The organism is Komagataeibacter diospyri (assembly GCF_006538165.1).
In the GTDB taxonomy this organism is placed as follows: Bacteria; Pseudomonadota; Alphaproteobacteria; order Acetobacterales; family Acetobacteraceae; genus Komagataeibacter; species Komagataeibacter diospyri.
Genome location: NZ_BDLU01000040.1, coordinates 23,908 through 48,937, shown reverse-complemented (window position 1 = coordinate 48,937; position 25,030 = coordinate 23,908). Strand labels below are relative to the sequence as shown.

20 protein-coding genes and 1 tRNA gene are annotated in these 25,030 nt (G+C 60.3%); 8 read left to right on the top strand and 13 right to left on the bottom strand.

The annotated features are described in order from the left end of the window. Positions 1-322: 322 nt before the first annotated feature. The 6 genes from MSKU9_RS09765 to MSKU9_RS09740 all read right to left on the bottom strand — a co-directional run bounded on the left by MSKU9_RS09765 (position 323) and on the right by MSKU9_RS09740 (position 7,286). On the bottom strand, positions 323-1,651 hold the full coding sequence (locus tag MSKU9_RS09765) for a polysaccharide biosynthesis/export family protein (RefSeq protein WP_227002442.1): 1,329 nt from the start codon (positions 1,649-1,651) through the stop codon (positions 323-325). A gap of 291 nt (positions 1,652-1,942) precedes the next feature. After that, positions 1,943-2,965 carry a UDP-glucose 4-epimerase GalE gene (galE, locus tag MSKU9_RS09760; protein ID WP_141261280.1) on the bottom strand — a complete coding sequence of 341 codons (1,023 nt, stop codon included), beginning with the start codon at positions 2,963-2,965 and terminating at the stop codon, positions 1,943-1,945. Positions 2,966-3,200: 235 nt separating this feature from the next. Beyond that, a complete protein-coding gene (locus MSKU9_RS09755; protein ID WP_370685923.1) occupies positions 3,201-4,280 on the bottom strand; it encodes a CorA family divalent cation transporter in 1,080 nt (359 codons plus the stop codon). A 101-nt stretch (positions 4,281-4,381) separates the two neighbouring features. Beyond that, entirely contained in the window at positions 4,382-4,780 is a 399-nt protein-coding gene (locus MSKU9_RS09750) for a DUF3597 domain-containing protein (protein WP_141261279.1), read from the bottom strand. Between the two features lie 77 nt (positions 4,781-4,857). Then, positions 4,858-6,156 (bottom strand): adenosylhomocysteinase, encoded by a 1,299-nt coding sequence (gene ahcY, locus MSKU9_RS09745; protein ID WP_141261278.1) that lies wholly within the window; start codon positions 6,154-6,156, stop codon positions 4,858-4,860. Positions 6,157-6,236: 80 nt separating this feature from the next. Next, entirely contained in the window at positions 6,237-7,286 is a 1,050-nt protein-coding gene (locus tag MSKU9_RS09740) for a dipeptidase (RefSeq protein ID WP_193557676.1), read from the bottom strand. A 191-nt stretch (positions 7,287-7,477) separates the two neighbouring features. On the opposite strand from MSKU9_RS09740, the gene MSKU9_RS09735 reads away from it, so the two are divergent. The 4 genes from MSKU9_RS09735 to MSKU9_RS09720 all read left to right on the top strand — a co-directional run bounded on the left by MSKU9_RS09735 (position 7,478) and on the right by MSKU9_RS09720 (position 11,462). Beyond that, positions 7,478-8,314 (top strand): aldo/keto reductase, encoded by an 837-nt coding sequence (locus tag MSKU9_RS09735; RefSeq protein ID WP_141261276.1) that lies wholly within the window; start codon positions 7,478-7,480, stop codon positions 8,312-8,314. 214 nt (positions 8,315-8,528) lie between these two features. Continuing rightward, a complete protein-coding gene (locus tag MSKU9_RS09730) occupies positions 8,529-9,707 on the top strand; it encodes a lytic transglycosylase domain-containing protein (protein ID WP_141261275.1) in 1,179 nt (392 codons plus the stop codon). A gap of 36 nt (positions 9,708-9,743) precedes the next feature. Then, the gene (locus MSKU9_RS09725) at positions 9,744-10,361 is read left to right on the top strand and encodes a peroxiredoxin (RefSeq protein ID WP_141261274.1); all 618 of its coding nucleotides are present in this window, start codon (positions 9,744-9,746) and stop codon (positions 10,359-10,361) included. A gap of 375 nt (positions 10,362-10,736) precedes the next feature. After that, on the top strand, positions 10,737-11,462 hold the full coding sequence (locus tag MSKU9_RS09720; RefSeq protein WP_141261273.1) for a CbtA family protein: 726 nt from the start codon (positions 10,737-10,739) through the stop codon (positions 11,460-11,462). On the opposite strand, the gene MSKU9_RS09715 is transcribed toward MSKU9_RS09720, so the two are convergent. Next, positions 11,453-12,646 carry an extracellular solute-binding protein gene (locus MSKU9_RS09715; RefSeq protein WP_141261272.1) on the bottom strand — a complete coding sequence of 398 codons (1,194 nt, stop codon included), beginning with the start codon at positions 12,644-12,646 and terminating at the stop codon, positions 11,453-11,455. The genes MSKU9_RS09720 and MSKU9_RS09715 overlap by 10 nt on opposite strands. Positions 12,647-12,889: 243 nt before the next feature. Here MSKU9_RS09715 and MSKU9_RS09710 point away from each other — a divergent pair, with 243 nt between their 5' ends. From MSKU9_RS09710 to MSKU9_RS09695, 4 genes are all read left to right on the top strand, one after another. Further along, the gene (locus tag MSKU9_RS09710) at positions 12,890-14,008 is read left to right on the top strand and encodes a lysophospholipid acyltransferase family protein (protein ID WP_227001013.1); all 1,119 of its coding nucleotides are present in this window, start codon (positions 12,890-12,892) and stop codon (positions 14,006-14,008) included. Positions 14,009-14,179: 171 nt separating this feature from the next. Next, the gene (locus tag MSKU9_RS09705; RefSeq protein ID WP_227001031.1) at positions 14,180-16,399 is read left to right on the top strand and encodes an EAL domain-containing protein; all 2,220 of its coding nucleotides are present in this window, start codon (positions 14,180-14,182) and stop codon (positions 16,397-16,399) included. Between the two features lie 123 nt (positions 16,400-16,522). Then, the gene (locus tag MSKU9_RS09700) at positions 16,523-18,256 is read left to right on the top strand and encodes a putative bifunctional diguanylate cyclase/phosphodiesterase (protein ID WP_141261269.1); all 1,734 of its coding nucleotides are present in this window, start codon (positions 16,523-16,525) and stop codon (positions 18,254-18,256) included. After that, positions 18,253-18,702, top strand: coding sequence for a hypothetical protein (locus MSKU9_RS09695; RefSeq protein ID WP_141261268.1), 450 nt, complete (start codon positions 18,253-18,255; stop codon positions 18,700-18,702). Before MSKU9_RS09700 ends, MSKU9_RS09695 begins: the two co-directional genes overlap by 4 nt. Before the next feature lie 99 nt (positions 18,703-18,801). Here the strand turns inward: MSKU9_RS09695 and MSKU9_RS09690 are convergent, their stop codons facing one another. The 6 genes from MSKU9_RS09690 to dksA form a co-directional block, all read right to left on the bottom strand. After that, positions 18,802-19,809 carry an NAD-dependent epimerase/dehydratase family protein gene (locus MSKU9_RS09690; protein ID WP_141261267.1) on the bottom strand — a complete coding sequence of 336 codons (1,008 nt, stop codon included), beginning with the start codon at positions 19,807-19,809 and terminating at the stop codon, positions 18,802-18,804. A 183-nt stretch (positions 19,810-19,992) separates the two neighbouring features. Then, positions 19,993-21,318, bottom strand: coding sequence for a UDP-glucose dehydrogenase family protein (locus MSKU9_RS09685; protein ID WP_141261266.1), 1,326 nt, complete (start codon positions 21,316-21,318; stop codon positions 19,993-19,995). 59 nt (positions 21,319-21,377) lie between these two features. Further along, positions 21,378-22,553 (bottom strand): AGE family epimerase/isomerase, encoded by a 1,176-nt coding sequence (locus tag MSKU9_RS09680; RefSeq protein WP_141261265.1) that lies wholly within the window; start codon positions 22,551-22,553, stop codon positions 21,378-21,380. Then, on the bottom strand, positions 22,550-24,010 hold the full coding sequence (gene rfaE1, locus MSKU9_RS09675) for a D-glycero-beta-D-manno-heptose-7-phosphate kinase (protein WP_141261264.1): 1,461 nt from the start codon (positions 24,008-24,010) through the stop codon (positions 22,550-22,552). Before rfaE1 ends, MSKU9_RS09680 begins: the two co-directional genes overlap by 4 nt. Before the next feature lie 336 nt (positions 24,011-24,346). Then, positions 24,347-24,421, bottom strand: a tRNA-Thr gene (locus MSKU9_RS09670). Positions 24,422-24,519: 98 nt separating this feature from the next. Continuing rightward, on the bottom strand, positions 24,520-24,933 hold the full coding sequence (dksA, locus tag MSKU9_RS09665) for an RNA polymerase-binding protein DksA (protein WP_010508899.1): 414 nt from the start codon (positions 24,931-24,933) through the stop codon (positions 24,520-24,522). Positions 24,934-25,030 lie beyond the last annotated feature (97 nt).

The following is a 25,030-nucleotide window of genomic DNA, read 5'->3' as shown; positions in this document are numbered from 1 at the left end:
GCAGCCTGCATCAAGATGTGATTTAATATTAAAGACCCATCTAACCAAAAATACGCCGGAATGCCAGCACTACTTTGGCAGAAAATTTGGGACAGGGATTCCTGCTGGCTACGATCAGTGTTTCATGAAAGGCCCGTTATAGTGAAAGGCTGGCGATGAATGATAACTGGCGATCGGGTCTGGAAGTGTGGTTCGAGCCATTTCTGGCTGCATTGGGCCGTAAAGCGTCGAGGCGGATGCGGCCAACCCTGTGGGCAATGCCGCGGCCTGTGGAAACCTTCCAATTCACATCCCACAAGGTATTTCCCAACGTTTTCCCTGGTTATTCTATCGGGGATATAACAGTAGTAATCAAGCTGAAGAATTTATAGAATCTGTTACTTGATGCATTGGCAATATAGATAAGATCGTGATCCCGCATCATGAAACGTTCCGCAAGGAAATAGCTGCTGGGGTTCATCATATCCAACTGATAAACCACAGGTGCCGTTGTCGCGCTATCAGCAATCGGCATGCCAAGGCGGCGGACGATGTCTGCATTTTCAAAGCGGAACAGATACACCGCATTGGGGTCCGCACGGGAATCAATCGGGCCACCATTACGTGAAATGGCTTCGGCCATGGTCAGGGTCGGGGTCGTGAACTGGGTCTGGGTTACCCGACCACTTGCGCCAAAAACCGAATAACTGCGTGGTTTGAAGGTTAACTGTACCCGATCGCCAGGCTGCATCAGGATATTCTGCGCCGGCGTATTTTCAATTGTCTTGAGCGGCAGTTCAGCGATCTTGCCGTTGCGCGTCAGGCGCACGACATAATCTTCATCCGGCTGGTTGGGGTGATCCGCGCCACCGGCCAGAGCGATGACATCCAGGATATGTTCCCGATTTGGTGTCAGGGGGACACGGCTGGGCCGTCGTACACCACCATAAACCATGACTGAATTGGCGATATCCGCCATAATCCGCACCAGAACCTGCGGCGAGAGGGATTTCTGCTTCAGTCGTGCCCTGATTGCTTCCGCCACCTGAATGGTGGTCATGCCAGCCACATGGATTTCGCCCACAAAAGGCACCCGGATATTGCCGCTGGCATCAACGCTAAGTGGGGGCAGGTTGGAACCCGAAGACGTACTCGGTATCGTACTTGCACCACCGGCCGCATTTGTCGAGGCGGCCATATTCACGCTGCTGAGACTGAACAGGGAACTCCCGACCTCGTATATCGAAACCTGCAGGATATCGCCCGGGCCAACCGTATCGTTATGGGTGTAATTAACAGGCGTATTATTCTGGTCCAGACTGCTGAACAGGGGTGGCGCCTCACTTTCCAGAAGGGAAATGAGGTCCGGGCTGACCTGGACAATAGCATACCCGACCGCATTGCGTTTCGGGTCACGCTGGGCGTGGTTGACCTGCGCTTCCGTTGGTCCGCTATCTGGCAGGGAATTGCAGCCAGCCAGTAACAGGAGTGTGCCACCGATCACAGCAAGATGCTGACCTTTTCGACCACGCTGTAGAATTGAACCCAAATTTTTCGGAAAGCAGAAATTGGTCAATGTAGCACCGCGACTGGAGGTTATAGTGAAGGTAGCAAACAGGTTTAAGGACGTATTCCCATGTCTACGGCATGTTGTGTGGACGTGGCCTGTCAATATCTATGCGGAAACTTTTTATCACGTCGTATTTTAGCTGGCTATGTTAATTCATGACGTGAGAGGCTTCACCCTGAAAATGGCTGAAAACTGCCGTAAAAAGCAATTTTTATCCTTGATGCCCGGCTGGTGGTGGCTGTCCCTGACCGTTCTGAAGGAATGTCGTGACCGTTGCAGGCGCTCCTGTCGGGACGGTCTGGTTTTTGGTCCTGCGGCAAAAAATGCAGACATTCAATTAGCATCTTTATGGACAGCAGACGGCATCGTGAGGGTGGAGTGTCATCAGTTTTTTCAGGACCATAATTCCGGCAGGACCGACCGGCTATTATAATCATCATACCCATGCGGGTGCCGTTTGCGCCACTGCAGGGCGGTTTCTACAATTGCATCGATACTATGGTATTTGGGGTTCCATCCGGTTTCACTGCGCATCCGTGATGAATCAGCCACCAGGATGGCTGGATCTCCCGAACGGGGCGGGGCCCATTCCCATGACACTTTCTGTCCGCTTACGCGTTCTACGCTCTGGATGACTTCAAGGTTGGTAAATCCCAGACCGTTGCCCAGATTATACGAAACCGACCTTTCATCCAGTTGATCAATAACACGGATATGCGCATCTGCCAGATCGGTTACATGGATGTAATCGCGAATGCATGTACCATCCCGTGTGTCGTAATTATTGCCAAATATTTTCAGGCAGGGACGCACACCCAGAGCTGTATCAATGGCAAGGGGGATCAGGTGGGTTTCCGGTCGATGGTCTTCTCCCAACCGTCCCCTGGGATCAGCGCCAGCAGCATTGAAATATCTCAGGCAGGCACTGCGCATGCCATAAATGCGATCCGCCCACAGTAATGCACGTTCAATGAAAAATTTACTATCACCATAGGGAGATGTCGGATTGACCAGTGCATCATCCGTAATCTGGGGTAAATCGCTTTCATCACCGAACAATGCCGCAGTGGAGGAAAAAACAAAGCGCCTTACATTATGGAATGTGCATGCCTCGATCAGGTTAAGGGAGTTCATGGTATTGTGCCGCAGGTAGTGGAACGGCTCGGAAATGGAATGCCCTACCGATGAAAGGGCGGCAAAATGGAATACGACATCCCAGTTTTCCCGTGCCACAGCGTCATATGTCGCCTGCGCGTCTTCCAGATCGACATTCCAGAAGCGAACCCCTTCAGGAATGGCGGCAATATGACCCGTGCTCAGGTTATCCAGAATAACGACGTCATGTCCGGCATCCAGCAGGCTTATTACAACATGGCTACCCACATAACCTGCCCCACCTGTAACAAGACATTTCATAATAGTTGCCGGTTTCCCTATGATCCTGAACGTATGGGGAGATTTGAAAAGCTGAAAATTATACAATATATGTCTGTCTATGGCAATATACAGGCATATGCTTTCGCCCTGCCTGCATGGCCTGCCGTCAGCATTGATCCGGCTGGATAGCGCCAGTACCCATCATGCAAAACAATCCTGAAAAAATCTGAAGCATGTGCCCTGTCTGTCCGGCAATTTTCTGAAACAGGCGAGCCTATAGCAGTTTCATGATCTTGAGCAGCAGCCATGTAATCATCATGAACACGAAGCAGATCCCGCCGGCTTCCACGGTTCCCAGTGTGCCGGTGGCCAGAAACATGCCGCCAGTATTCATGCCGAAAAAGCCCGTCACAAAGGTTGCGGGCAGCATGAGTGTCGTCACGATGGACACGGTATATAGGCGGCGGTTGGTTTCTTCCGCCTGACCGGACGCCAGTTCGTCCTGCAGCGATCGTGCACGATCCTGCAGGGCCAGCAGGTCATCAAGGGCCGCATGGATCTGTCGCTGCGAACGGTCGCGGATGTCATCTTCCGCCCATTCGGGCAGTTCCAGATCCTCGTTATGGAAAATACGGTCCACGGGCGAGATCACGCGGCGCAGTTCGGTTGAACGGCGGCGCACACGCCCGATCAGCCCGCTTATGCGACCAAAATCAGTGTGCTGGTCCAGCGTCAGCAGCAGGTCCTCGGCCCGGTCCAGCTGGTCATCCAGCATGGCGATATTGCGCCGTACGGTATCGGCAAATTCCAGCAGGGTATGATCCACCACCTCGGCAGGGGAGTCGTAAGAAGCCCGCTGCATGGCCCGGTAAATCACCCCCAGAGCCGGAACCGGCTGTCGGCGTGTGGTAATCAGCAGGTCGGGCAGGACCGCAAAACGCCATGCAGACAGATTCTTGTCGTCTTCCGACATGGCGTCGTCAAAGCCGGGCAGGGCGCCATAGACGATGTTCCCTTCCGCTTCGACATTGGTGCCCCGGTCCGTGCTGCCCAAAGCAAGGCGCACTTCTTCGGACAGGCATGGAATGGCCTGGATATGGGCACGGCTGGCAGTGTGAACAATATCGTAATGCAGCCAGACCCACGTGGCTGGCTCACTGGGGGGGCTGCCTTCCAGCGCGCGGACAATCTGTTCATCCGTCAGACGCTCGGGCTTCTGACCCGGCTGGCAGGCAATGGCCCATACAAGACCATTGGACACAGAAGACGCGGATAACATGTCAACAGACAGCCCGGTGGCGTTGTCCATCATGGGGAAGTCGGGGACGTTTTCCATCGCGTATCCCTCCGTCATGCTGCCGGTCTGGCTGGTTCTGGTGGCCCTGTCCGTAGCTGATACGAAACGGGCGGCCGGTGGCCAGTGGCCACACGCCCGCCCGTTTCGCCAGCGGCGTATTACTTCATCAGGTCAGGGGAGACCTTGCCACCATTTGCGGCCAGCTTCTGCATGACCTGCTTGATCAGCCAGACGTTCATGGAAGCAGAATCGTTCATGTCACCGGTGTAGTGCAGTTCCGTCGCCAGTTCCTTGCGCGCGGAAAGCGAGCTGTCCAGACCCAGCAGCTTCAGCAGGTCCACGATGGAGGTCTGCCAGTTCAGCTTTTCAGGGTTCTTGGCAGCCAGCGCGCTCAGCACCGCGTCCACGTCAACCGGCTGTGCCGGGGCGGTGGGAGCCGCAGCTGCTGCAGGTGTTGCCGCTGCTGCAGGTGCAGCAGTGGTTGCGGCATCCGGCGTAGCGGCAGCAGCTGTGTGGTTTCCGAAGATCTTGGACAGGATTGAACCGAAAATGCTCATGTTCTCTTTCTCCATCACATGATGTGGTCCGGCGGATGCCGGACCAGTCACGCATATGTTAGGGACGTTTGCAGCACTTAGTAACGATACAGGTCATTCTTGAACGGGCCATTGACCGGCACGCCAATGTAATCCGCCTGCGTCTGCGACAGCTTCGACAGCTTCGCACCCACTTTTGCGAGGTGGAGGAAGGCTACCTTCTCATCCAGGTGCTTGGGCAGGGTATAGACCTTGTTCTCGTACTTGCCCGCCGGTGCCTGCCACAGGTCGATCTGCGCCAGCGTCTGGTTGGTGAACGATGCGGACATGACGAAGGACGGGTGGCCCGTCGCGTTGCCCAGGTTTACAAGGCGCCCTTCGGACAGGACGATCAGGCGCTTGCCGTCAGGGAAGATGACCTCGTCCACCTGCGGCTTGATGTTGTCCCACTTGTAGTTGCGCAGCGCGTTGATCTGGATTTCGGAATCGAAATGCCCGATGTTGCACACGATGGCACGGTTCTTCATCTCGCGCATGTGCTCGATGGTGATGACGCCCTCGTTGCCGGTCGCGGTGACGAAGATATCGCCGCGCGGCGCAGCATCTTCCATCGTCACGACCTCATAGCCTTCCATCGCGGCCTGCAGCGCGCAGATGGGGTCGACTTCGGTCACCAGCACGCGGCAGCCCGCGTTGCGCAGGGATGCGGCCGAACCCTTGCCCACGTCGCCATAACCGGCAACCACGGCAACCTTGCCCGCCATCATCACGTCCGTGCCACGGCGGATCGCGTCCACCAGGCTTTCACGGCAGCCATACAGATTGTCGAACTTCGACTTCGTGACGCTGTCGTTGACGTTGATGGCCGGAACCTTCAGCAGGCCCTTCCTGGCCATGTCCCACAGACGATGCACGCCGGTCGTGGTCTCTTCAGAGACGCCCCGCACGTCATTGAGCATGTCGGGATACTTCTCGTGCATCAGCGTCGTCAGGTCCCCGCCGTCGTCGAGGATCATGTTCGGCGTCCAGCCGTCAGGCCCCTTGATGGTCTGCTCGATGCACCACCAGAACTCATCCTCGGTCAGACCCTTCCACGCGAACACGGGCACGCCAGTCGCGGCGATGGCGGCAGCCGCCTGGTCCTGTGTCGAGAAGATGTTGCACGAGGACCAGCGCACCGTGGCGCCAAGCGCCGTCAGGGTCTCGATCAGCACGGCGGTCTGGATCGTCATATGCAGGCAGCCGGCGATACGGGCGCCCTTCAGCGGCTTGGACGCGCCATATTCCTCACGGAGCGCCATAAGCCCCGGCATTTCGCCTTCCGCGATCGAGATTTCCTTGCGGCCCCACTCGGCAAGCGAGATGTCCTTGACCTTGTAGTCGGTGCTGGTGGTCATTTCTTATCCTGTATTCGTCAATGCGGCACAGGATATACCCCGTTGGGCCCGCGTGATCCAGAGCGCGCGGGATTCCATATTCACGCGATCGTGCTGGCGACCTCTTCCGCCTGCTTCAGGATACGCAGGAAATTTTCTCCCCACAGGGCCGCGATCTGGCTGCGGTCATAGCCACGGCGCAGCAGTTCTGCCGTAAGATTGGGCGATTCCGATGCATCGGCCCAGCCGCGTATGCCGCCTCCGCCATCGAAGTCGGACGAAATGCCAACATGCTTGATCCCGATTCGCTGCACCGCGTAATCGATATGGTCCACGAAGTCCGCCACCGTGACCGGGCGTATGTCGCGCACGTCACGCGGGCGCAGGAAGGCATCCATGGCGGTAATGTGGATGACACCGCCACAGGCCTTCAGCGCATCAAGCTGTCCATCATCAAGGTTGCGCGGGTGATCGCACAGGGCGCGCACACAGGAATGGCTGGCGAAGACCGGCGCGCGGGACAGATCGACCGCCTGCATCATGGTGTCGCGTGACGTGTGCGATACATCAACCAGCATGCCCGCGCGGTTCATCTCGGCCACCGCATCCCGGCCAAGGCCGGACAGCCCGCCATGCAGCGTTTCGGGATCATCAAGGTGATGCATGGGCCGAGCCGAGTCGGCCAGCTGGTTGTGCCCGTTATGCGTCAGCGTCATGTAACGCGCGCCCAAGGCACGGAAACGCGCGATAAGCGACAGCTCCTCGCCAATCGCATAACCGTTTTCCACGGCGGGGATGATGGCGATTTCCCCTGCGTCATAAGTGGCGCGCACTGCTGCCGCCGTATCGCATACCCGCACGCCCGGAATCTGGCCGGTCTGCCCGATTACGCGCAGCATCGCTTCTGCCCGGGTGGAGGCCGCCTCATGCCCCGTCACGTCACGTGCGCCCTGTCCTACATAGGCGACAAGACAGGCCGCCCGCAGGCCGCCTGCGCGCATGCGTGGCAGGTCCACCCGTCGCGACGGTGCACCCGTGGCGAAATCATCCCGGTCCGGCCAGGGGATGTCCACATGGGTATCGATGGTCAGCAGCGTGCGGTGCAGTTCGATCGCGTCCGTGGCGGATATGTCGGTTGGTGTGTCAGTCATGGGGCCTCCAGCAATGGTGATAATGAACCACATGCAGCCCAGTCCTGAAAACTGGGCATAAACCAAAAGTGGTTGCCTGTCGTTAGGGTAGGGACCGGCGACGCACGTCCAGCCCCCGGCCCGGTCGCCACCCCGCCGCCTGCGCGCCGGGGCACCATGAGCCGCCGGGAGCGCCTGACGAAGGAACGACCATGACCACCTCCATTCCCCTGCTTAAGCTGAATGATGGCCACAAGATCCCCGCCATGGGGTTCGGCACCTATCCGCTGGACAATCCGCAGGCCGAAAAGGCCGTGCGTGAGGCCCTGACGGCGGGCTATCGGCTGTTCGATACCGCGTCGCGTTACGGAAATGAAAGCGGGGTAGGGACCGGGCTGGTCAGCTTTGACGTGGGGCGTGAGGACATTTTCGTCACCACCAAGCTGCGCGGCGCCGATCAGGGATATGACAGCACGCTGCGCGCGTTTGATGAGAGCCTGGCACGTCTGAAGATGAGTTATGTCGACCTGTACCTGATCCACTGGCCGCTTCCCGCCAAGGACCAGTATGTCGAAAGCTGGAAGGCGATGATCCGCCTGCAGAAGGAAGGACGCGTCCGCTCGATCGGTGTTTCCAACTTCCTGCCTGCGCATCTGCAGCGCCTGATTGATGAAACCGGCGTCACCCCCGCCGTCAACCAGATCGAGATGCATGCCGATTTCGCGCAGTCGGAACAGGTCGCGCTGCACAGGAAACTGGGCATCCTGACCGAGGCATGGAGTCCGCTGGGGCGCGGGAAGCTGCTGGAAAACCCCGTTGTCAAACGGATCGCGGACCGGCATGGCAAATCCACCGCACAGGTCCTGCTGCGCTGGGTGATCGATTGTGGCGTGGTGCCCATTCCCAAGAGCGCGCATCCCGATCGTATGCGCGCGAACCTGCATTCATTCGATTTCCAACTGACATCGGATGACATGAGTGATCTGGCAACACTCGATAGCCCCCACAACCGCACCGGTGGCGACCCGGCCACCTACGTCGAGGAATGAGAGGTCATTAAAAGGTAAAAGGTTTCGGGTGCCGCCTTTTTTCAAAAGGGCGGTATTCTTCTGAAGCTTTCTGCCTGCAAAAACTTCACTAGGCATTGTGACAGGCCCATATCAACCTGACCCGCCGGTTACGTCATGGACATGTTAACGGGTCAGGATTGCACAAGCCGAAGTCACGCTGGTATGGTGCGGCGCCCGTCCCGTCGGGCGGGCCATGTTGGCGCGTCTGCCATGGGAAAATGGGCATGACCGGGATCATACCACCAGCATGGCACCAGCGCAGGCAGTAGCGGCATCTGACGAACATGACGGTCTGGCGCAGGCTTCCTCCAGACGTCGGTCACTGCGATGGCTGGCGCTGGGGTTCGCGGGCATGCTGGCCGCCTGCGCTCATAATCCTTCTTCTGAAATGAGCGAGGAGCAGATCATTCACGAGGCCGAGTCCTATCGTGCCCATGCCCACGCCAACTATATCCCGCCAGGGCCGCCGGAAGACCCCTGGGGGCCTTATATCAACGAGGCCGCGCAGCGTTTCGATGTGCCCAGCGTCTGGATTCGTGAGGTCATGCGGCGCGAGTCGGGGGGCCAGCTTTACCATAATGGCCAGTTCGTGACCTCACTGCCGGGCGCCATGGGGCTGATGCAGCTTATGCCGCCGACCTACGATATAATGCGGGCGCGCTACAACCTTGGCCCTGACGCCTATGACCCGCATGACAATATCGAGGCGGGCACGGCCTATATCCGTGAAATGTACGACATTTACGGCTCCCCCGGTTTCCTTGCCGCCTATAATAGCGGACCGGGACGACTGGATGATTTCCTTGACCGTTACCATACCCTGCCCAAGGAAACGCGCGATTACGTCGCTTCCATCGGGCCACGGATCGTGGGCAGCAGCCCGGTCAACCGTTCACAGGCCGACCTGCTGGTGCAGGCGCGCGCCCTTGCCCGCGCGCAGGCGGCGCAGAATGCGCGTGGCGGCCGGAGCCGTGGCCGCCAGCTTCTGGCATCCGTGCCGCGCGGGGCTGCGGCTGATACGCCATCGCCTGAGGCCGCCGCAGTGCGCGCGGCATGGAGTGCCCGGGAACAGAATGGACTGGCCCCGATGGCCACGGCCGGAACCCGCCCCGGCGTCATCAGTATGGCAAACAGTCATGACTGGGTGGTGCAGGTCGGTGCTTATGGATCGATCGGGCAGGCGGAGCATGCGGCGGGGCAGGCACGGGCGAAGGTTTCGTTCAGTGGCGTGCATACGCAGGTTGCAACCGTTGCATCGGCGCGCGGTCATGTCTATCGTGCAAGGCTGACCGGCCTGTCGCACGAAGCGGCCCAGCAGGTCTGTCAGCGACTGGGTGGATCAGGATGCCAGATCCTGCCGCCAACCACATGATGGCATAAACCCTGTCCCACAGGGTGATGAGGATACATGAGGTATTTTTACAGGCGTTCACGCTGGTCCCTGCCGGGGCTGTGCCTGCCGCTGGTTGGTGTCATGGCGTTTGCCGGCTTTGTCTGTTTTTCCTCCGCGCGCGCGGCCCTGCCGGTAGGCAGCCAGGCCCCCATGTTCGATGCGCAGGCTACCACGAATGGCAGCGAGTTCGATTTCCGGCTGGCCGATGCGCTGCGTCAGGGACCCGTAGTGCTGTATTTCTATCCCGCTGCCTTTACCCGTGGCTGTACCATGGAGGCGCATGATTTCGCCAACGCCATGGATCAGTACAAGGCGCTTGGTGCCACGGTCATTGGTGTTTCCACCGATGACATGCCAACCCTCGACCGTTTTTCCGTAAGCGAAGGTCATGGCCGCTTCCCCGTCGCGACCGACCCGAAGGGCCAGATTGCAAAGATGTATGACAGCCGCCTGCCGCTGGTGAACCGCGCCAGCCGCACGTCCTATGTCATTGCCCCGGATGGCAAGGTGATTTACGCCTACAGCGCCCTGTCGCCCAAGGGACATGTCAGCGGGACGCTGGGGGCGCTGAAGCAGTGGCACGCGGCGCAAGGTAATGCCAGCAAGGTCACGCTGCCCGCCACATCCCGGTAAAGACCTGTTTCCAAAAAATACTGATAAAGATAAAAGTTTTTTGAGTGCCGCCTTTTTCAGAAAGGCGGCGTTTCCTGGAGCTTTTTGAAAAAAGCTTCACCAAAAACTTCTTATGATTTCACATAGACTTCTGAAGTAGCCCTCAGGGCCGCAACATTGACTTGCGCTCTCTGCGCGGTATTGACTGGTCTCTCCGTATCCGTGGGGAGAAGCCGGTGGGATTCCGGCACGGTCGCGCCACTGTACACCGCAGCCCATGCGGAAGTCAGACCTCCCGGCGGATAGAGCTTCATTCCGTTACGGGACGCGCTTTCCCGACAGGAGATCTGACCCCATGTCCTTTATTTTTCCCCATATGCATCGGGATATGCCCTGATGGCCGGACGCCTTCTGCTGCGTGGCATGCTGGCTGGCATTGCCGCCGCTGCCCTTGCGTTCCTGTTCGCCCGTGTGTTCGGCGAACCGCAGGTCAACCTTGCCATCGCCTTTGAATCCGCCATGGATGCGGCGGCGGGTGAACCGCCGGAACCCGAACTGGTCAGCCGGGGCGTACAGGCATCCCTTGGCCTGCTGACGGCGGCCGTCATGTATGGCGCGGCCTATGGCGGGCTGTTTGCGCTGGTGTTCTCGCTGGCGTACGGCCGTATTGGCCGCTTTTCGCCGCGCATGCTGTCCATGCTGCTGGCGGGGGCGGGGTTTCTGGCCGTGGTGGTGGTGCCGGACCTGAAATACCCGGCCAATCCCCCCGCCGTGGGGCAGCCGGAAACCATTGGCCTGCGCACGACCGCCTATTTTGAAATGGTTGTCTTTTCGCTGTGCGCTCTGACGCTGGCGGTCCTGTCGGGTCGCGCACTGGCTGTACGCCTGGGCAACTGGGGTGCCACGCTATGTGGGGGGGCGGTGTTCGTTGTGCTGGTGGCGCTGCTGCAATGGGCACTGCCCGACATCAATGAAGTGCCGGACAATTTCCCCGCCACCCTGCTGTGGCGCTTCCGTGAAGCCGCCCTTGGCATGCAGATCGTGCTGTGGGGCGGCCTCGGGCTGGTGTTCGGCATGATGGCCGATCGGCTGCTGGGACGCGGTGCGCCGCGTTACGGCTGATCCGGCGTATCATCCCCATCGTTCTTTCCGCCCATTTTGTCAGGCGTCGGGGCGGCGGTGGGGGTGTTGTCCTTCATGACCCTGTCCCATATCGCGTGCAGCTTGGTGTCCATGGCCTCATCCAGCACGGGGAAGGAATGGCTTGCCGCGATATAGGCAGGCTGCTGGTCCCAGTGAAGTGCGGCTTTCGTGTCCGCATCAAGCGGCGCGCCTGTATTGGCGGGCATGCCCCAGAAACACGATGACGTTGCCAGCCGTGCCTGTGCCGCAGGCGTGCGCAGGTATTGCGCGAATGCCAGCGCCAGCGCCTTGCGCTGCGAGGCTTCGATGATCGAGATGCCATGCTGCCACCGGATACCGCCCTGCCGTGGCAGGGTGAATGTCAGGTCCGGCCGCTGTTTCGGGATATCGGGTTGTGCCGTGGGCGTACTGACCGTGCCACCTTCGCCAACACCCGCCGTGGTCCATGCGCCACCACCAACGACAATATCCACCACGCCATCGGCCAGCGCCTGTTGCACGCTGGCGCTATCGCCCACCAGTGTTGCATTGGCGCGCAGGGCCACAAGCCTGTCCTGCAATGCGGGCAGGTCGGCGTCCGTCAGATGCGCGGGATCAAGTCCCAGCGCCAGGGCGATATAGGACAGGATGGGCAGGTAGCTGTCATAAATTGCGATATGCCCGTGATAACGCGGCTGCCATACCGCGTTGATGTCCTGCATGTCCTGCGTGCTGACATGGGCCTGATTGAAGGCGACGGCGTGGAAGCCGTATTTTTCCGGTACCGAGTACAGCCGCCCCTGGTACGAACCGCCTGCCGGATTGGCAATGGCGGCAGGAATGCCGTCCGATGGGAAATCCGCTGTGTCCAGCGGCGCCAGCAGGCCGGCGGCGGCCAGTTGCGGGGCGGCTGTTTCCTCCAGGATCACCACGTCCCAGTCGCCTGCCTGCGACTGGCGCAGGATGGTCCGTGCAGCGGCGGTGCTGTCGATATCCTTGAAATGGACCCGTACCTTGTTCGCCTGTTCAAAAGGGCCGAGCAGTTCCGGGTCTTCATGGTCGCACCATGTCAGCACGTTCAGCACATCATCTGCCGCCCATGTCGGGCCGGGCTGGATGGCTGCAAGGATGATGAGGGCGGTCGTGGCGGCAACAAGGGGGCCGCGACGGCTGCATGCGGACATAAGGGACAACTCCTGAAGGATAGGGGCCCAACATGGACGGGTATGCACGATGGGTCCAGTCAGGAAGGATTACAGATGTGACAAACGGATCGCATGACGCGCATGGATATTCATGCATCCATAATATGACCGTATGATGAAAGGGTTGATGCATGCCGCGTCGTTGCGTGCAGGACACGTCCCGTGCCTTGCACGCTTTCGCCATATTGTCGCGTCCCATCAGGTGGGGCTATGGATAGGCGCATGATCGCCGATTTCATCCGCCGCCTTATCCGGCGTCGCTCTCCACAGCCTGTGTCCCGGTCCACGTCGCGCGCTGCCCGTCCGGTCATTGCGCCCCAGCCCGGGTCGGTTGCGGAACGGGCCATCGCCACCACAACGGTCCTGCCATCGGGGCGCATACGCGCCTGTGCCCGGACCGTGCGCGGGGTGGGCCGCCTGGCCGCCATTACCGTGTGGGTACCACTGTCGGTCGGGTTCGAGGCGGTGCTGCTGCTGGTGCCCGGCACGGCCAAGATCCGGTGGACGCGGATGGTCTGGGGCGGGCTGTGCCTGCTGCTGTCGCTGCGTATCCGCGTTGTGGGGCGCAGGGCTGGCGGCGTGGGTGGCAGGCGCGCGCGACAGAATGGCGAACGCCCGGTAATCTATGTGTCCAACCATTCGTCATGGCTGGATGTGCCGGTGCTGGGAACGGTGCTGCCGTCCAATTTCGTAGCCAAGGGCGATATCGAGGGCTGGCCCATCATGGGACTTGTCTCGCGTATTGGCCGGACCATATTCGTCAGCCGCCAGCGCAGCACGACAGGCCGGGAACGGGACGAAATGCTGCACCGCCTGATGGTGGAAGGCGACAACCTGATCCTGTTCCCCGAAGGCACGTCGTCCGACGGGTCGCGGGTGCTGCCGTTCCTGTCGGCCTTTTTCGCCATTGCCAAGCCGCCGCGCCTGCCGCCGGGCAAGGCTCCGGCGGCACCGGAAAGCGAGGCGGAAGCCATCGCGGCGCGTCCCGGCATGACGCCGCTGATCCAGCCGGTATCGGTGGTGTATGACCAGCTGGAAGGCGTGCCGGTCAACCGTGGACGTCGCCCGGTCTTTGCCTGGTATGGTGATATGGAACTGGGGCCGCATGTGTGGCAGCTGGTCAAATGGCGTTCGATGCGTGCGACCGTGCTGCTGCATGCACCGTTGGACCCCAATGATTTTCCCAGCCGCAAGGCGCTGGCACAGGCGGCATGGCGGGCGGTAGCCGCCGGGGCCGCCGAACTGCGCCAGAACCAGCCCCAGCCGGAAAACGAAAGTGCGTATGCCTGCCGCCCGCTGGCGGGCATGCTGCCGCAGGATCTTGAACGGAGCCGGAACTGAAGGCTTTGTGTCAAGATTGAGGCATGTCATGTTTTCCCTGTTCCTTACCCCGTAGGGTAACCCCCCAATCGACGGTCCCGGTGGTGTCTGCCGCCGTGTAGGGCTGGTCTGCCCGGCGTGGTATCGCAGGCGTACCCGCCACGATCAGGAAAAGTGATCTCACATGGCGCGATGTGTTGTGCCAACGTTCTGGAGTTTACGGTGGATCAGCCGAAGATAAGCGCCGATGTCCTGCTGTCCGCAATGGAGCAGGCCATTGATCCCATGGTCGTGATTGATGAGCATAACCGCATCATCTTCTTCAATGCCGCGGCCGAACGGATATGGGGCCTGCCGCGCGCACAGGTCATGGGACAGAATGTCAGCTGCCTTGTGCCGCAGACGGACCGCGCGCTGCATGACAGCTATATCGACCGTAACCGTGAGACGGGCATAGGCCGGATTGTCGGCACATCGCGTGAGGTGGAATTCCGCCGCGCCAACGGCGAATATGTATGCGGTGAACTGTCGATTTCCCGCGTGCAGGTAGGTGAGGCAGGCAGGATCTACTACATCGCCGTCATGAAGGACGTGACGGAACAGAGCCGCCAGCGCAGGATCCTGATCCTGCAGAACGAAGTGCTCCAGTCGCTGGCATCCGATGTCACCCTGCAGGAAGTGGGCGACCAGCTGTGCCGCCGCGTGGACAGTTTCGTGCCCGGCGGTGTGGCGGCCCTCCTGATGTTTGACGGCGCGCACAAGGTCTCCGTCACGTCTTCCCCCGGCATGCCCAACCGCTACCGTACCGCGCTGGACAGCATGCAGCTGACGCCGGAACAGATGGATGCGCTGCGCAGTGATCCCGCCAGCAGCAACACCGTGGTGTGGGATGGCTATTCCTCCCTCGCCCGTTCGCTGGGGCTGGAGCGATGCTGTTCGTCCGCCATCATTTCCCGCAAGGGGCAGGTCATGGGTGTGTTCGCCCTGTATCTGCGTGATGACGAGCCATCGCTGGCATGGCCCGAACGGGTGGTTTCGACCTGCATGCCCTTCTGCGCGCTGGCGATCGAACAGAACCAGACGCGCCAGCACATTGCCCAGCTGTCCAATTTCGACAGCCTGACCGGGCTGTTGAACCGTACGTCGCTGCATAATGTCATCGAACGCCTTATCATGCGTGGCGGTGACAGCCAGTTCTCGCTGTTCATGGTGGATATCGACCGCTTCCGTGATATCAACGACGCGCTGGGTCATGTGAACGCCGACCGTTTCCTGATCGAGATCGGTCGCCGCATTCGCGCGTTGGTCAATGACGAATATATCGTCAGCCGTTCGGGCGGGGACGAGTTCATCATTGTCGTGCCCGACTGTTCGCACAGGCGCGCGGAACAGTTTGCCGAAAACCTGATCAATTCCATCGCCAAACCCCTGCAGGTCGGTGAGAACACGCTGAGTATTTCCTGCTGCGTGGGCATCAGCACGTTCCCCGAAAACGGGCCGGACAGTGAATCCCTGCTCAGCCTGGCCGATGCCGCCGCCCGTCAGGCGAAAGAGGACGGGCGTGGCCTGTACCGCTTTGCCGGTCACGAAAAAAACCAGGTGGCGCAGGAACGGCTGATGCTGGGGTCTGCCCTGCGGGACTCTCTGGCCAGGGGCATGCTGAAGCTGCATTACCAGCCGCAGGTGGAAACCATGACCGGGGGCCTGTACGGGGTGGAAGCCCTGTCGCGGTGGCATCACCCGACATTGGGCAACATCTATCCTTCCCGCTTTATCGCGGTGGCGGAAGATACGGGGCAGATCGAGGCCATTGGCCGCTGGTCGCTGCAGGAAGCCTGCCGCCAGATGGTGAAATGGGACCGCGACGGGGTGCATGTCCCCACGGTTGCGGTCAACCTGTCGGCGGTGCATTTCCGCAATCGCGCACTGCCGGAATATATCGCCAACCTGCTGAAGCATCATAACCTGACGCCCGACCGCCTGACGGTGGAAATCACCGAAAGCGTAATGATGGATAACAGCAGCGACACCGAAGAGGTGCTGTACGCCATCCGCAGGCTGGATGTCGGACTGTCGATGGATGATTTCGGCACGGGGTATTCGTCCCTGTCGCGGCTGACGCGCCTGCCGCTGACGGAAATCAAGATCGACCGCAGCTTCATCAATGATTTCGAGCATGATACCAATGCCCAGGCCGTAACCATGGCTGTGATCGGCATCGGTTCGCGTCTGGGCATGACGGTGGTGACCGAAGGGGTCGAGACCGAGCAGCAGTGGCGCCTGCTGGAAGAACTGCACTGCGATGTGATGCAGGGCTACCTGTTTGCGAAACCCCTGCCGCCGGAGGAACTGGAAAAGTGGTTTCGCGAGCGACAGGAACGCGGTTCGTTCCTTGTCCCGACCAAGGTATAATATGGCGTGGTCTCTGGCATGACGAAGCTGCATGGGTATATCATGCACCGTTCCGGTCCTGTTGCCGGGCTGATTTCATGAAGCATTCTGTTCTGTTTTTTATTGTAGGTTCCAGGCGGGAATATGGCATTGCAACACGATGATCGGCTGCGGGCACTGACACATCAGGATTCGGATTTCTGGGCCGACCTGGTTGATAGTGTCCTGATCGTCGCCATTACCGACACAAAGGGGGTCATCACCTATGTGAATGACCGTTTTTGTGAAATCAGTCAGTACTCGCGTGAGGAACTGATCGGTTCCACGCACCGTATCGTCAATTCCGGCTATCATGACGCGGATTTCTTCCGTGACCTGTACCGCACGATCGAGGCGGGCGAACTGTGGCAGGGCAATATCTGCAACCGCGCCAAGGACGGGTCGCTGTACTGGGTGGCGACCACCATCATCCCCAAGAAGGACAGACAGGGCCGGATACAGGGGTATGTCGCCAGCCGGTTTGAGATTACCGAACTGATGAACACCCGTGACCGCCTGTGTGAACTGGCGGAAACGGATACGCTGACGGGGCTGCTCAACCGGGGCGGGTTCAATACTGCCCTGGCTGACGAGATCGCGCGCTGCCGCGAAACCGGTGGTGGCGGGGCGCCCCAGCCAGCCCTGGCCATGTTCGACCTTGACGGTTTCAAGCAGATCAATGATGTGCATGGCCATCATGCCGGTGACATCGTGCTGCGCGCCATTGCCTCGCGTCTGATTGAAATGACCCACCCGGATGACCCTGTCAGCCGTCTGGGCGGGGATGAGTTCGCGGTGATCCTGCACCGCACGCTGGAGGATGTATCGCTGGAGCGGTACATGGACCGCCTGCAGGGCGTGCTGGAACGTCCCATCGACATTGAAACGGTGACCGTAAGTGTCGCGGGCAGCATTGGCGCGGTGCTGCTGGATGGCACCGACACGATGGAAGACGTTCAGAAAAACGCCGACATGGCGATGTATGCGGCCAAGCGTGCGGGTGGCAAGCAGTCGCAGATGTTCACCCGCAGCCTGCGTGAGCGCGCGCAGGCCCGTGTGTCCATCCTGAGCGAGGCGCGGTGCGGTGTCGAACGCAACCAGTTCGAGGTCTATTACCAGCCGATCCTGAACTGCCGCACGCGTGAAGTGGACCAGATCGAGGCGCTACTGCGCTGGCAGCACCCTGAACGCGGGCTGCTGGCGGCGGAAGATTTCTCCGATGTGTTTACCGATGCCGGCCTGGCGCAGGCCATGGGCCCACGCATGATCGAGGCTTTCCGCCATGATGTGTGCATGTGGAACGAGAAGGGCCAGCCCCCGCGCCAGCTTGCCATCAACCTGTCGCGCATGGACCTGATCCGCGATGACTACCAGCGCGAACTGGAGGAATCGCTCAGGCGTTTCAACATGTCCCCGGACAGCTTCGTGCTGGAAGTGACCGAGGCGATGCTGCATGGCCGCCGGGCGGATCAGGGGATCCGCAACCTGCGCGAACTGGCCCGTTCGGGTTTCCGCATTGCGCTGGATAATTTCGGCAAGGGGATTACCGTGCTGAACCACCTGCGCGAACTGCCCTTTTCACAGGTCAAGATCGACCAGAGCATGGTCGCCAACATCGTCGGCAATCCCGATGCCTGCATGGTCCTGTCCAGCCTGATCGACATGGGGCAGGGATTCGGGATGGAAATCACGGTCGAAGGCGTCGAAAACCGTGAACAGTTTGACCTGGTCATGCAGATGAAGCCGGAACGGATACAGGGTTTCTATATTTCTTCCGCCCTGTCATCGCAGGATATACTCAAGCTGCCATCGCATTTTGATGGGACAACCTGCGCATGACCGATACCCCCCGTACCGTTGCCGCCCGGATTGGTGACGACCTGCCGCGTATCGATGTAATCGAGCTGGCCAATACGCGGCGCATCATGCATGCCGAACGGCATAATGACGGGTCGCGCATGCCCATGTTCATTCCGACTGCGGCATGGGCAAGGCTGTTGGAACTTCATTGCACCGGTGACGGCCCGCCAGGGCACCCGCGCCTTGCCCCATCACGTGTCATGGATGGGCTGGAACGTGCGCTTGGCCGCATCATGACGGAGGTGGCGCGCCATGACGCCACGGACAATGAACCCCTGCGTCCGGCCTATGTCGTGACATCCGATCTGTTTGGCGCGGAAGGCCCGGTGGATATCCGCATGGTGGTGGACCGCACGACCGGGGTTGCCTGCATGCTGGCGGGGCCGCCTGCGGATATTGCGGCCCTTGGGCTGGATAGCCTGTAATCAAAGAAATTCTGGTGAATCTTATTTTCAAACAGCTTCAGAGAGCGCCGTCTTATTTGAAATAAGGGGGCACGCAAAAACTTTTATCAGTTAGTATGCTTATGCAGTCTGTGGCACGCGGTAGTACTGCCGGTACCAGTCCACGAACGCATCCACCCCTGCCTGCACCGGTGTCGCAGGGCGGAAGCCGGTCAGGGTCTGCAGGGCGGAACAGTCGGCCCATGTGCGCGGCACGTCACCGGGCTGCATGGGCATGTAGTTGCGGATGCAGGGACGGCCCAGCGCCTTTTCAATCGCTTCGATAAACGCCATCAGGCTGACGGGATGGCTGTTGCCGATATTGATGACCCGGTAAGGGGCAACCGGACTGGCACCGGGATCGCTTTCGCCCGGACCGCGTGGCGGCTTTTCAGACAGCAGGCAGATCGCTTCCACCAGATCGTCGATATAGGTGAAATCACGTTCCATATCACCGTTGTTGTAAACGTCGATCGGTTGGCCTGCCAGCGTATTGGCTGTGAACCTGAACAGCGCCATGTCCGGCCGACCCCAGGGGCCATAGACGGTAAAGAAGCGGAAGGCGGTGATCGGCAGCTTCCAGATATGGGAATAGGAATGCGCCAGTTCTTCCGTGGCCTTCTTGGTCGCGGCATAGACGCTGAGGGGATGGTCACAGCGCTGGGTTTCCGAAAAGGGCACGTCTTTGCTGGCCCCATAGACGGATGAGGTTGAAGCGATCATCAGATGTGCGGGCTGGCATCGCCGGGCCTGTTCCAGCACATTGAAGGTGCCCACCATGTTGGCGCTGACATAGGTGCCGGGATTTTCGATGCTGTAGCGCACGCCCGCCTGTGCCGCCAGATGGACCACCAGTTCTGGATTGCAGCGCGTAAATGCGTTTTCCATCGCCTGCGCATCTTCCAGCATGAATTCATTGCAGGTGAAGTGTTCGAATTCACGCAGCATGGCATGGCGTTTCTGCTTCAGCGTGACATCGTAATAGCTGGTCATGCCATCAATGCCGGTGACCGCGTGCCCATCGCGCAGCAGGCGGCGGGCAAGGTGGAAACCGATGAACCCGGCCGTGCCGGTAACAAGGATACGCATCCCCGAACTCCCAAAAATCCGGACAGTCCTGGCAGGCTGCCCTGTTCACGTCCTTACGTCACGTGGTCTGCTTTTCCGTTATCGGCCTGCAGGTGGTTCGCCGGGAAAAGCGCATCATCTTCAGGCGGATAAATGGAACACGGGCCACGATACGACCAACGGTAAAAACGGATGGCAGCCCTTTCAGGCAGATTTGGGGCCGGTGTGGCCACGACCCACGCCGGTATACGAAAAGCCGGCCTTTTCCACGTCACCGGGGTTATAGACATTGTGCAGGTCCACCAGAACGGGCGTGTTCATGAGGTTGCGCATGCGTGCAAGGTCCAGCGCACGGAAGGCGTCCCATTCGGTCACGACCGCCACGGCATCCGCCCCGGTGACCGTTTCATACGCATCGGTGCAGAAGGTGATGCCGTCCAGCACCCGCCGCGCCTGTTCCATGCCAACCGGGTCAAAGGCGCGTATATGCGCCCCGGCATCGTGCAATGCGCGGGTTATGGCGATGGAGGGGGCGTCGCGCATGTCATCGGTATTGGGCTTGAAGGTCAGGCCCAGCAGGGCAATCGTCCGGTCCCGCACGTCACCGCCTGCTGCCCGGATGATCTTGCGGCCCATGGCGCGCTTGCGCTGTTCATTCACATGGGCCACGGCTTCGATGACGCGACCCGGCACGCCGTAATCCTGCGTGGTTTTTATCAGGGCGCTGACATCCTTGGGGAAGCATGACCCGCCAAAGCCGGGGCCTGCATGCAGGAATTTCGACCCGATGCGGTTATCCAGCCCCATGCCACGGGCGACATCCTGCACATTTGCTCCCGCACGTTCACACAGGTCGGCCATTTCGTTGATGAAGGTGATCTTGGTGGCAAGGAAGGCATTGGCCGCGTATTTGGTCAGTTCCGACGTGCGGCGGTCGGTAAACAGGATCGGGGCCTGATTGAGGAATAACGGACGGTAGACTTCCGCCATCACGTCGCGTGCGCGTGGGTCGGTCGTGCCGATTACGATGCGGTCGGGGCGCTTGAAATCACCAATGGCGGCCCCTTCGCGCAGGAATTCGGGGTTGGAGGCCACGGCAAAATCGGCATCAGGCCGGGCTTCGCGGATCAGGCGTTCGACTTCATCGCCCGTACCCACCGGCACGGTGGACTTGGTGACAACCACGGTATAGCCCCGCAATTCGGCAGCAATGTTGCGCGCGGCATCATATACATAGCTCAGGTCTGCATGCCCGTCCCCCCGGCGTGACGGGGTGCCCACGGCAATGAAGACGGCATCCGCATCGCCCACGCCCCATGCCAGGTCCATGTCGAAGCACAGGCGGCCTGCCGCCATATTGGTTGTAATCAGTTCCGCAAGGCCGGGTTCATAAATCGGAACCCTGCCCTGCCGCAGGGCCGCGACCTTGTCCGGGTCCGTGTCGATACAGCGGACTTCATGTCCAAAATCGGCAAAACAGGCACCCGTGACCAGTCCGACATAGCCAGCCCCGATGACAGCAATCTTCATTCCATTCCCTCCTTGTCGGGAAATCTGCCTGTGCGACAGCTAATTTGGTCGGGTTGATATCATGGTTCGGAATGCGAAAGGCTGTCCGCCGCATCCTTATGTCCTGCGTTCCTGCCATCGGTCAGGTCACAGACCGCCCCGTAAATATGGTACAGCGAACTGGCGGGCATATGATCCATTGCCGGGGTCCCGTCCGCATTCAGGCGGTCGATCCACCCTCCGTTCAGGTGGGGTGGAATGTAATGGGTGGTGAAATGGGCCAGCACGCCCGCGATCACGCCGGATGAGACCGCTGTGGAATGGTTCATGCCAAGGGAGCGGATCAGTTCCGTCTGGGGCCAGATGCGCGTCCCCCCATCCACGACCCGTCCGTCCTGCCCCACGGCATTGCGGATGACGGGGGGATGGATGGGCGCTGTATGGGCCAGCGCAGTTGAATGGAGCCGCACGGCGACCTGCCGGATACTGTCCGCATCCCGTGGCGCGCACAGGCGCAGGTATTCGTGCAGCAGCCACGACCATTCCAGCAGATGACCGGGTTCCGCACGGTTCTGCCCCGCAGGGTGAAGGGGCTGCCAGTTCGCAGTAAAGTCCTCCAGCAGCAGGCCGCTTGCCGGGTCAATGAAGCGTGTGATGGCCAGCGTGACCAGTCTGGCTGCGCGGTCGCGGTAAATATCCTCTCCCGTAGCTTCAAACAGGGCCAGCCACGCTTCCAGCAGGTGCATGTGGGGATTCTGTCGCCGGATGGCGTCATGGGGCGGGACGGCATCCATGAATCCCGGGCCAGGGGTGTGGAATATGGTCTCCAGTTCGGTCGCCGCATCCCCCGCACGGCGTCGCAGGCCCGGATCACCCGACAGGCGGTAGGCCCATGCATGGGCATACAGGATGAAGGCATGGCCATACAGGTCACGCCGCCGGTCAGCGGGCCGTCCATCGGGCGAGAGGGAGAAGACCCAGCCCGCCGCGCCATCGGCACGGTGGTAGCGGCGTTTGACTTCCGCAAGGCAGTGCAGGGCCATCTCTCCTGCGGGGTGATCACCGCGCAGGGCCGCGCGGCAGTAGGTCGCGATCTGGCGCGCCTGCACCATCAGGCGCAGGGCGGGCAGGATGATCGGGCGGCCACTGAAATCCAGCCGTTCATGGAACAGGGTCCGGTCCCTGTCGAACCCATTTTCAGACCATAGCGGCAGGGCTTGCCGGACAGCCCATGTCTGGAAGTGGTCGGGGGTCACGCTGTGGTATCAGTCTCGGCCCGGGGCTCGCCGCCTGCCTGCCGCACAAGCGATGTGGTTGACCGGCCGGGCATGATGTCAACCAGCACGACGCGTCCGCCACTGGCCTTTACAATATCGCCGCCCACCACTTCATCCTCGCGGTAATCGGCACCCTTTACGATGACATCAGGCAGGATCGCGCGGATGGCCTCTTCCGGCGTGTCCTGATCGAACAGCACCACCAGATCGACATTGCGCAGCGCGCCGATCACGGTAGCCCGTGCGCGTTCATCCTGTATGGGGCGGCTTTCCCCCTTCAGGCGGCGGACGGAGCGATCGGTGTTCAGTGCCACGATCAGCTTGTCCCCCTGGGCTGCGGCCCCCTGTATCAGCGAAATATGGCCCGGATGCAGCAGGTCGAAACATCCGTTGGTAAAGACAACCCGTGCCCCATGGTGCCGCCAGTCCCGCGCCATGGCAGCCGCCTGTTCGAGGGAGACGCATTTTCCCGAATCCGGCATGTCACGCATCAATGCGTGGCTGAGTTCGGCGCGTGAAACGGTGGTCGTGCCCAGCTTGCCCACTGCCACGGCAGCGGCCGTGTTGGCAATTGTTACCGACGTTTCCATGGAATGACCCGCTGAAAGGATCGCGGCCACGGTTGCAACCACGCAGTCCCCGGCGCCCGAGACGTCAAATACTTCGGCCGCCTGGCTGCGCACATGGCTGACCGCCCCATCATCCCGCCACAGCGTCATGCCTTCTTCCGAACGGGTGACCAGCACGCTGCCGCCAAACTGTGCGCCCGCCATCCGGGCTGCGGCAATGATCTGCTCATCCGTGCGGACCGGCAGCCCGGTGGCCCGTGCCAGTTCCTGCCGGTTGGGCGTGACCAGTGTCGCCCCCCGATAGGCGGCAAAGGATGTGCGCTTGGGATCGACAATTACGGGAATGTTCCGTGCGCGGGCGCGTGTGATGATTTTTTCCAGCACACCGTCATCCAGCACGCCCTTGCCATAATCCGAACAGATCAGGATATCGGCCCCGTCTATGGCCATATATGCCTTTTCCACCAGTTCAGCCTGTATGGCGGGGGCAGGGGCGTGAGTGTCTTCGTTATCAATGCGCACGATCTGCTGGCGACCGCTCATGACCCGTGTCTTGGTCGTGGTCTGGCGGTGGGTATCCTGTACCAGGCCATGGGTGTCGATATGGTCCCAGCGTGCAAGGGTACGGGCCAGACAGGTTGCATGATCGTCAGCCCCCACCAGTCCAACCAGTGCGACGCGGGCACCCAGTGCCGCAGCATTCGCCGCCACATTGGCGGCTCCGCCGGCAACGGTATTGAGGTGTTCATGCACCAGAACCGGCACGGGGGCCTCGGGGGAGATACGGTCAGTCCGGCCGGAAATATAACGATCCAGTATCACATCGCCCACAATGGCAATGTTTCCGAAATGCATGTTCTCGATCATGAGGTGCCTACCGTTCCCGTCCCCGCCTGCGGCACTGCTTTAATATGGGATCCATGCCCTTCACAAGAACAAGAGACTCCCTTTGCCCCGCCTGCATTGTGACCGGAACAGGCAACTGCGGCAGCATATTCGGCCACATGCACCCGGTCGAGAGGGGAAAGGCATCAGAATGTCTGATTGCTGCGGATATGGGGACAGGGCAGCCCGGTCGGGCAAAAGGGCGGGATATCCATGCGCCCGGTCAGCCATACTGGCCCAGACGGACGCGGCATGTGCATTTTATTCCATGGCCCACCCGGACCGGAAACATGCAAGGCGGAATATGTAGGGAAATCATGGTGCTGCTGGACAGGATTGAACTGTCGACCTCTCCCTTACCAAGGGAGTGCTCTACCACTGAGCTACAGCAGCACTGTATGCGCGCTTCCTAACTTTTCCTGCATCGGCTGGCAACCCCCTTTTGTCGTATTCTGGAAAATTGGGGGCATCCAGCCGGGAAGCAGGCGTCATCAGTCGTCGCGGTGGATGCGTTCCATGCGTTCGTGACGTTCCTGCGCCTCGATCGACAGCGTCGCGATGGGGCGGGCTTCCAGCCGTTTCAGGCCGATGGGTTCACCCGTTTCCTCGCAATAGCCGTAGGTCCCGGCCTCGATGCGCAGCAACGCCTGGTTGATCTTGGAAATCAGCTTGCGCGCCCGGTCGCGCGTGCGCAGTTCCAGTGCACGGTCCGTCTCGACACTGGCACGGTCGGTAATGTCCGCTTCGTGAATGCCGCCTTCGGACAGGCTGGCAAGTGTCTCGTCCGCTTCCTTGAGGAGGTCTGCTCGCCACTTCAGCAGTTTGAGGCGGAAATATTCCACCTGCTGCGGATTCATGAATTCCTCATCATCCGAAGGGCGATAATCGGGGGGCAATGTAATCATGATGACAGGTCCCTGCGCCGTGGTTCCGTGTGGCGGCGTATGCCCATCCAGTCGGGAACGGGGCGGCTTATACTAGCAAGGCGCGTGCACGCCAAGC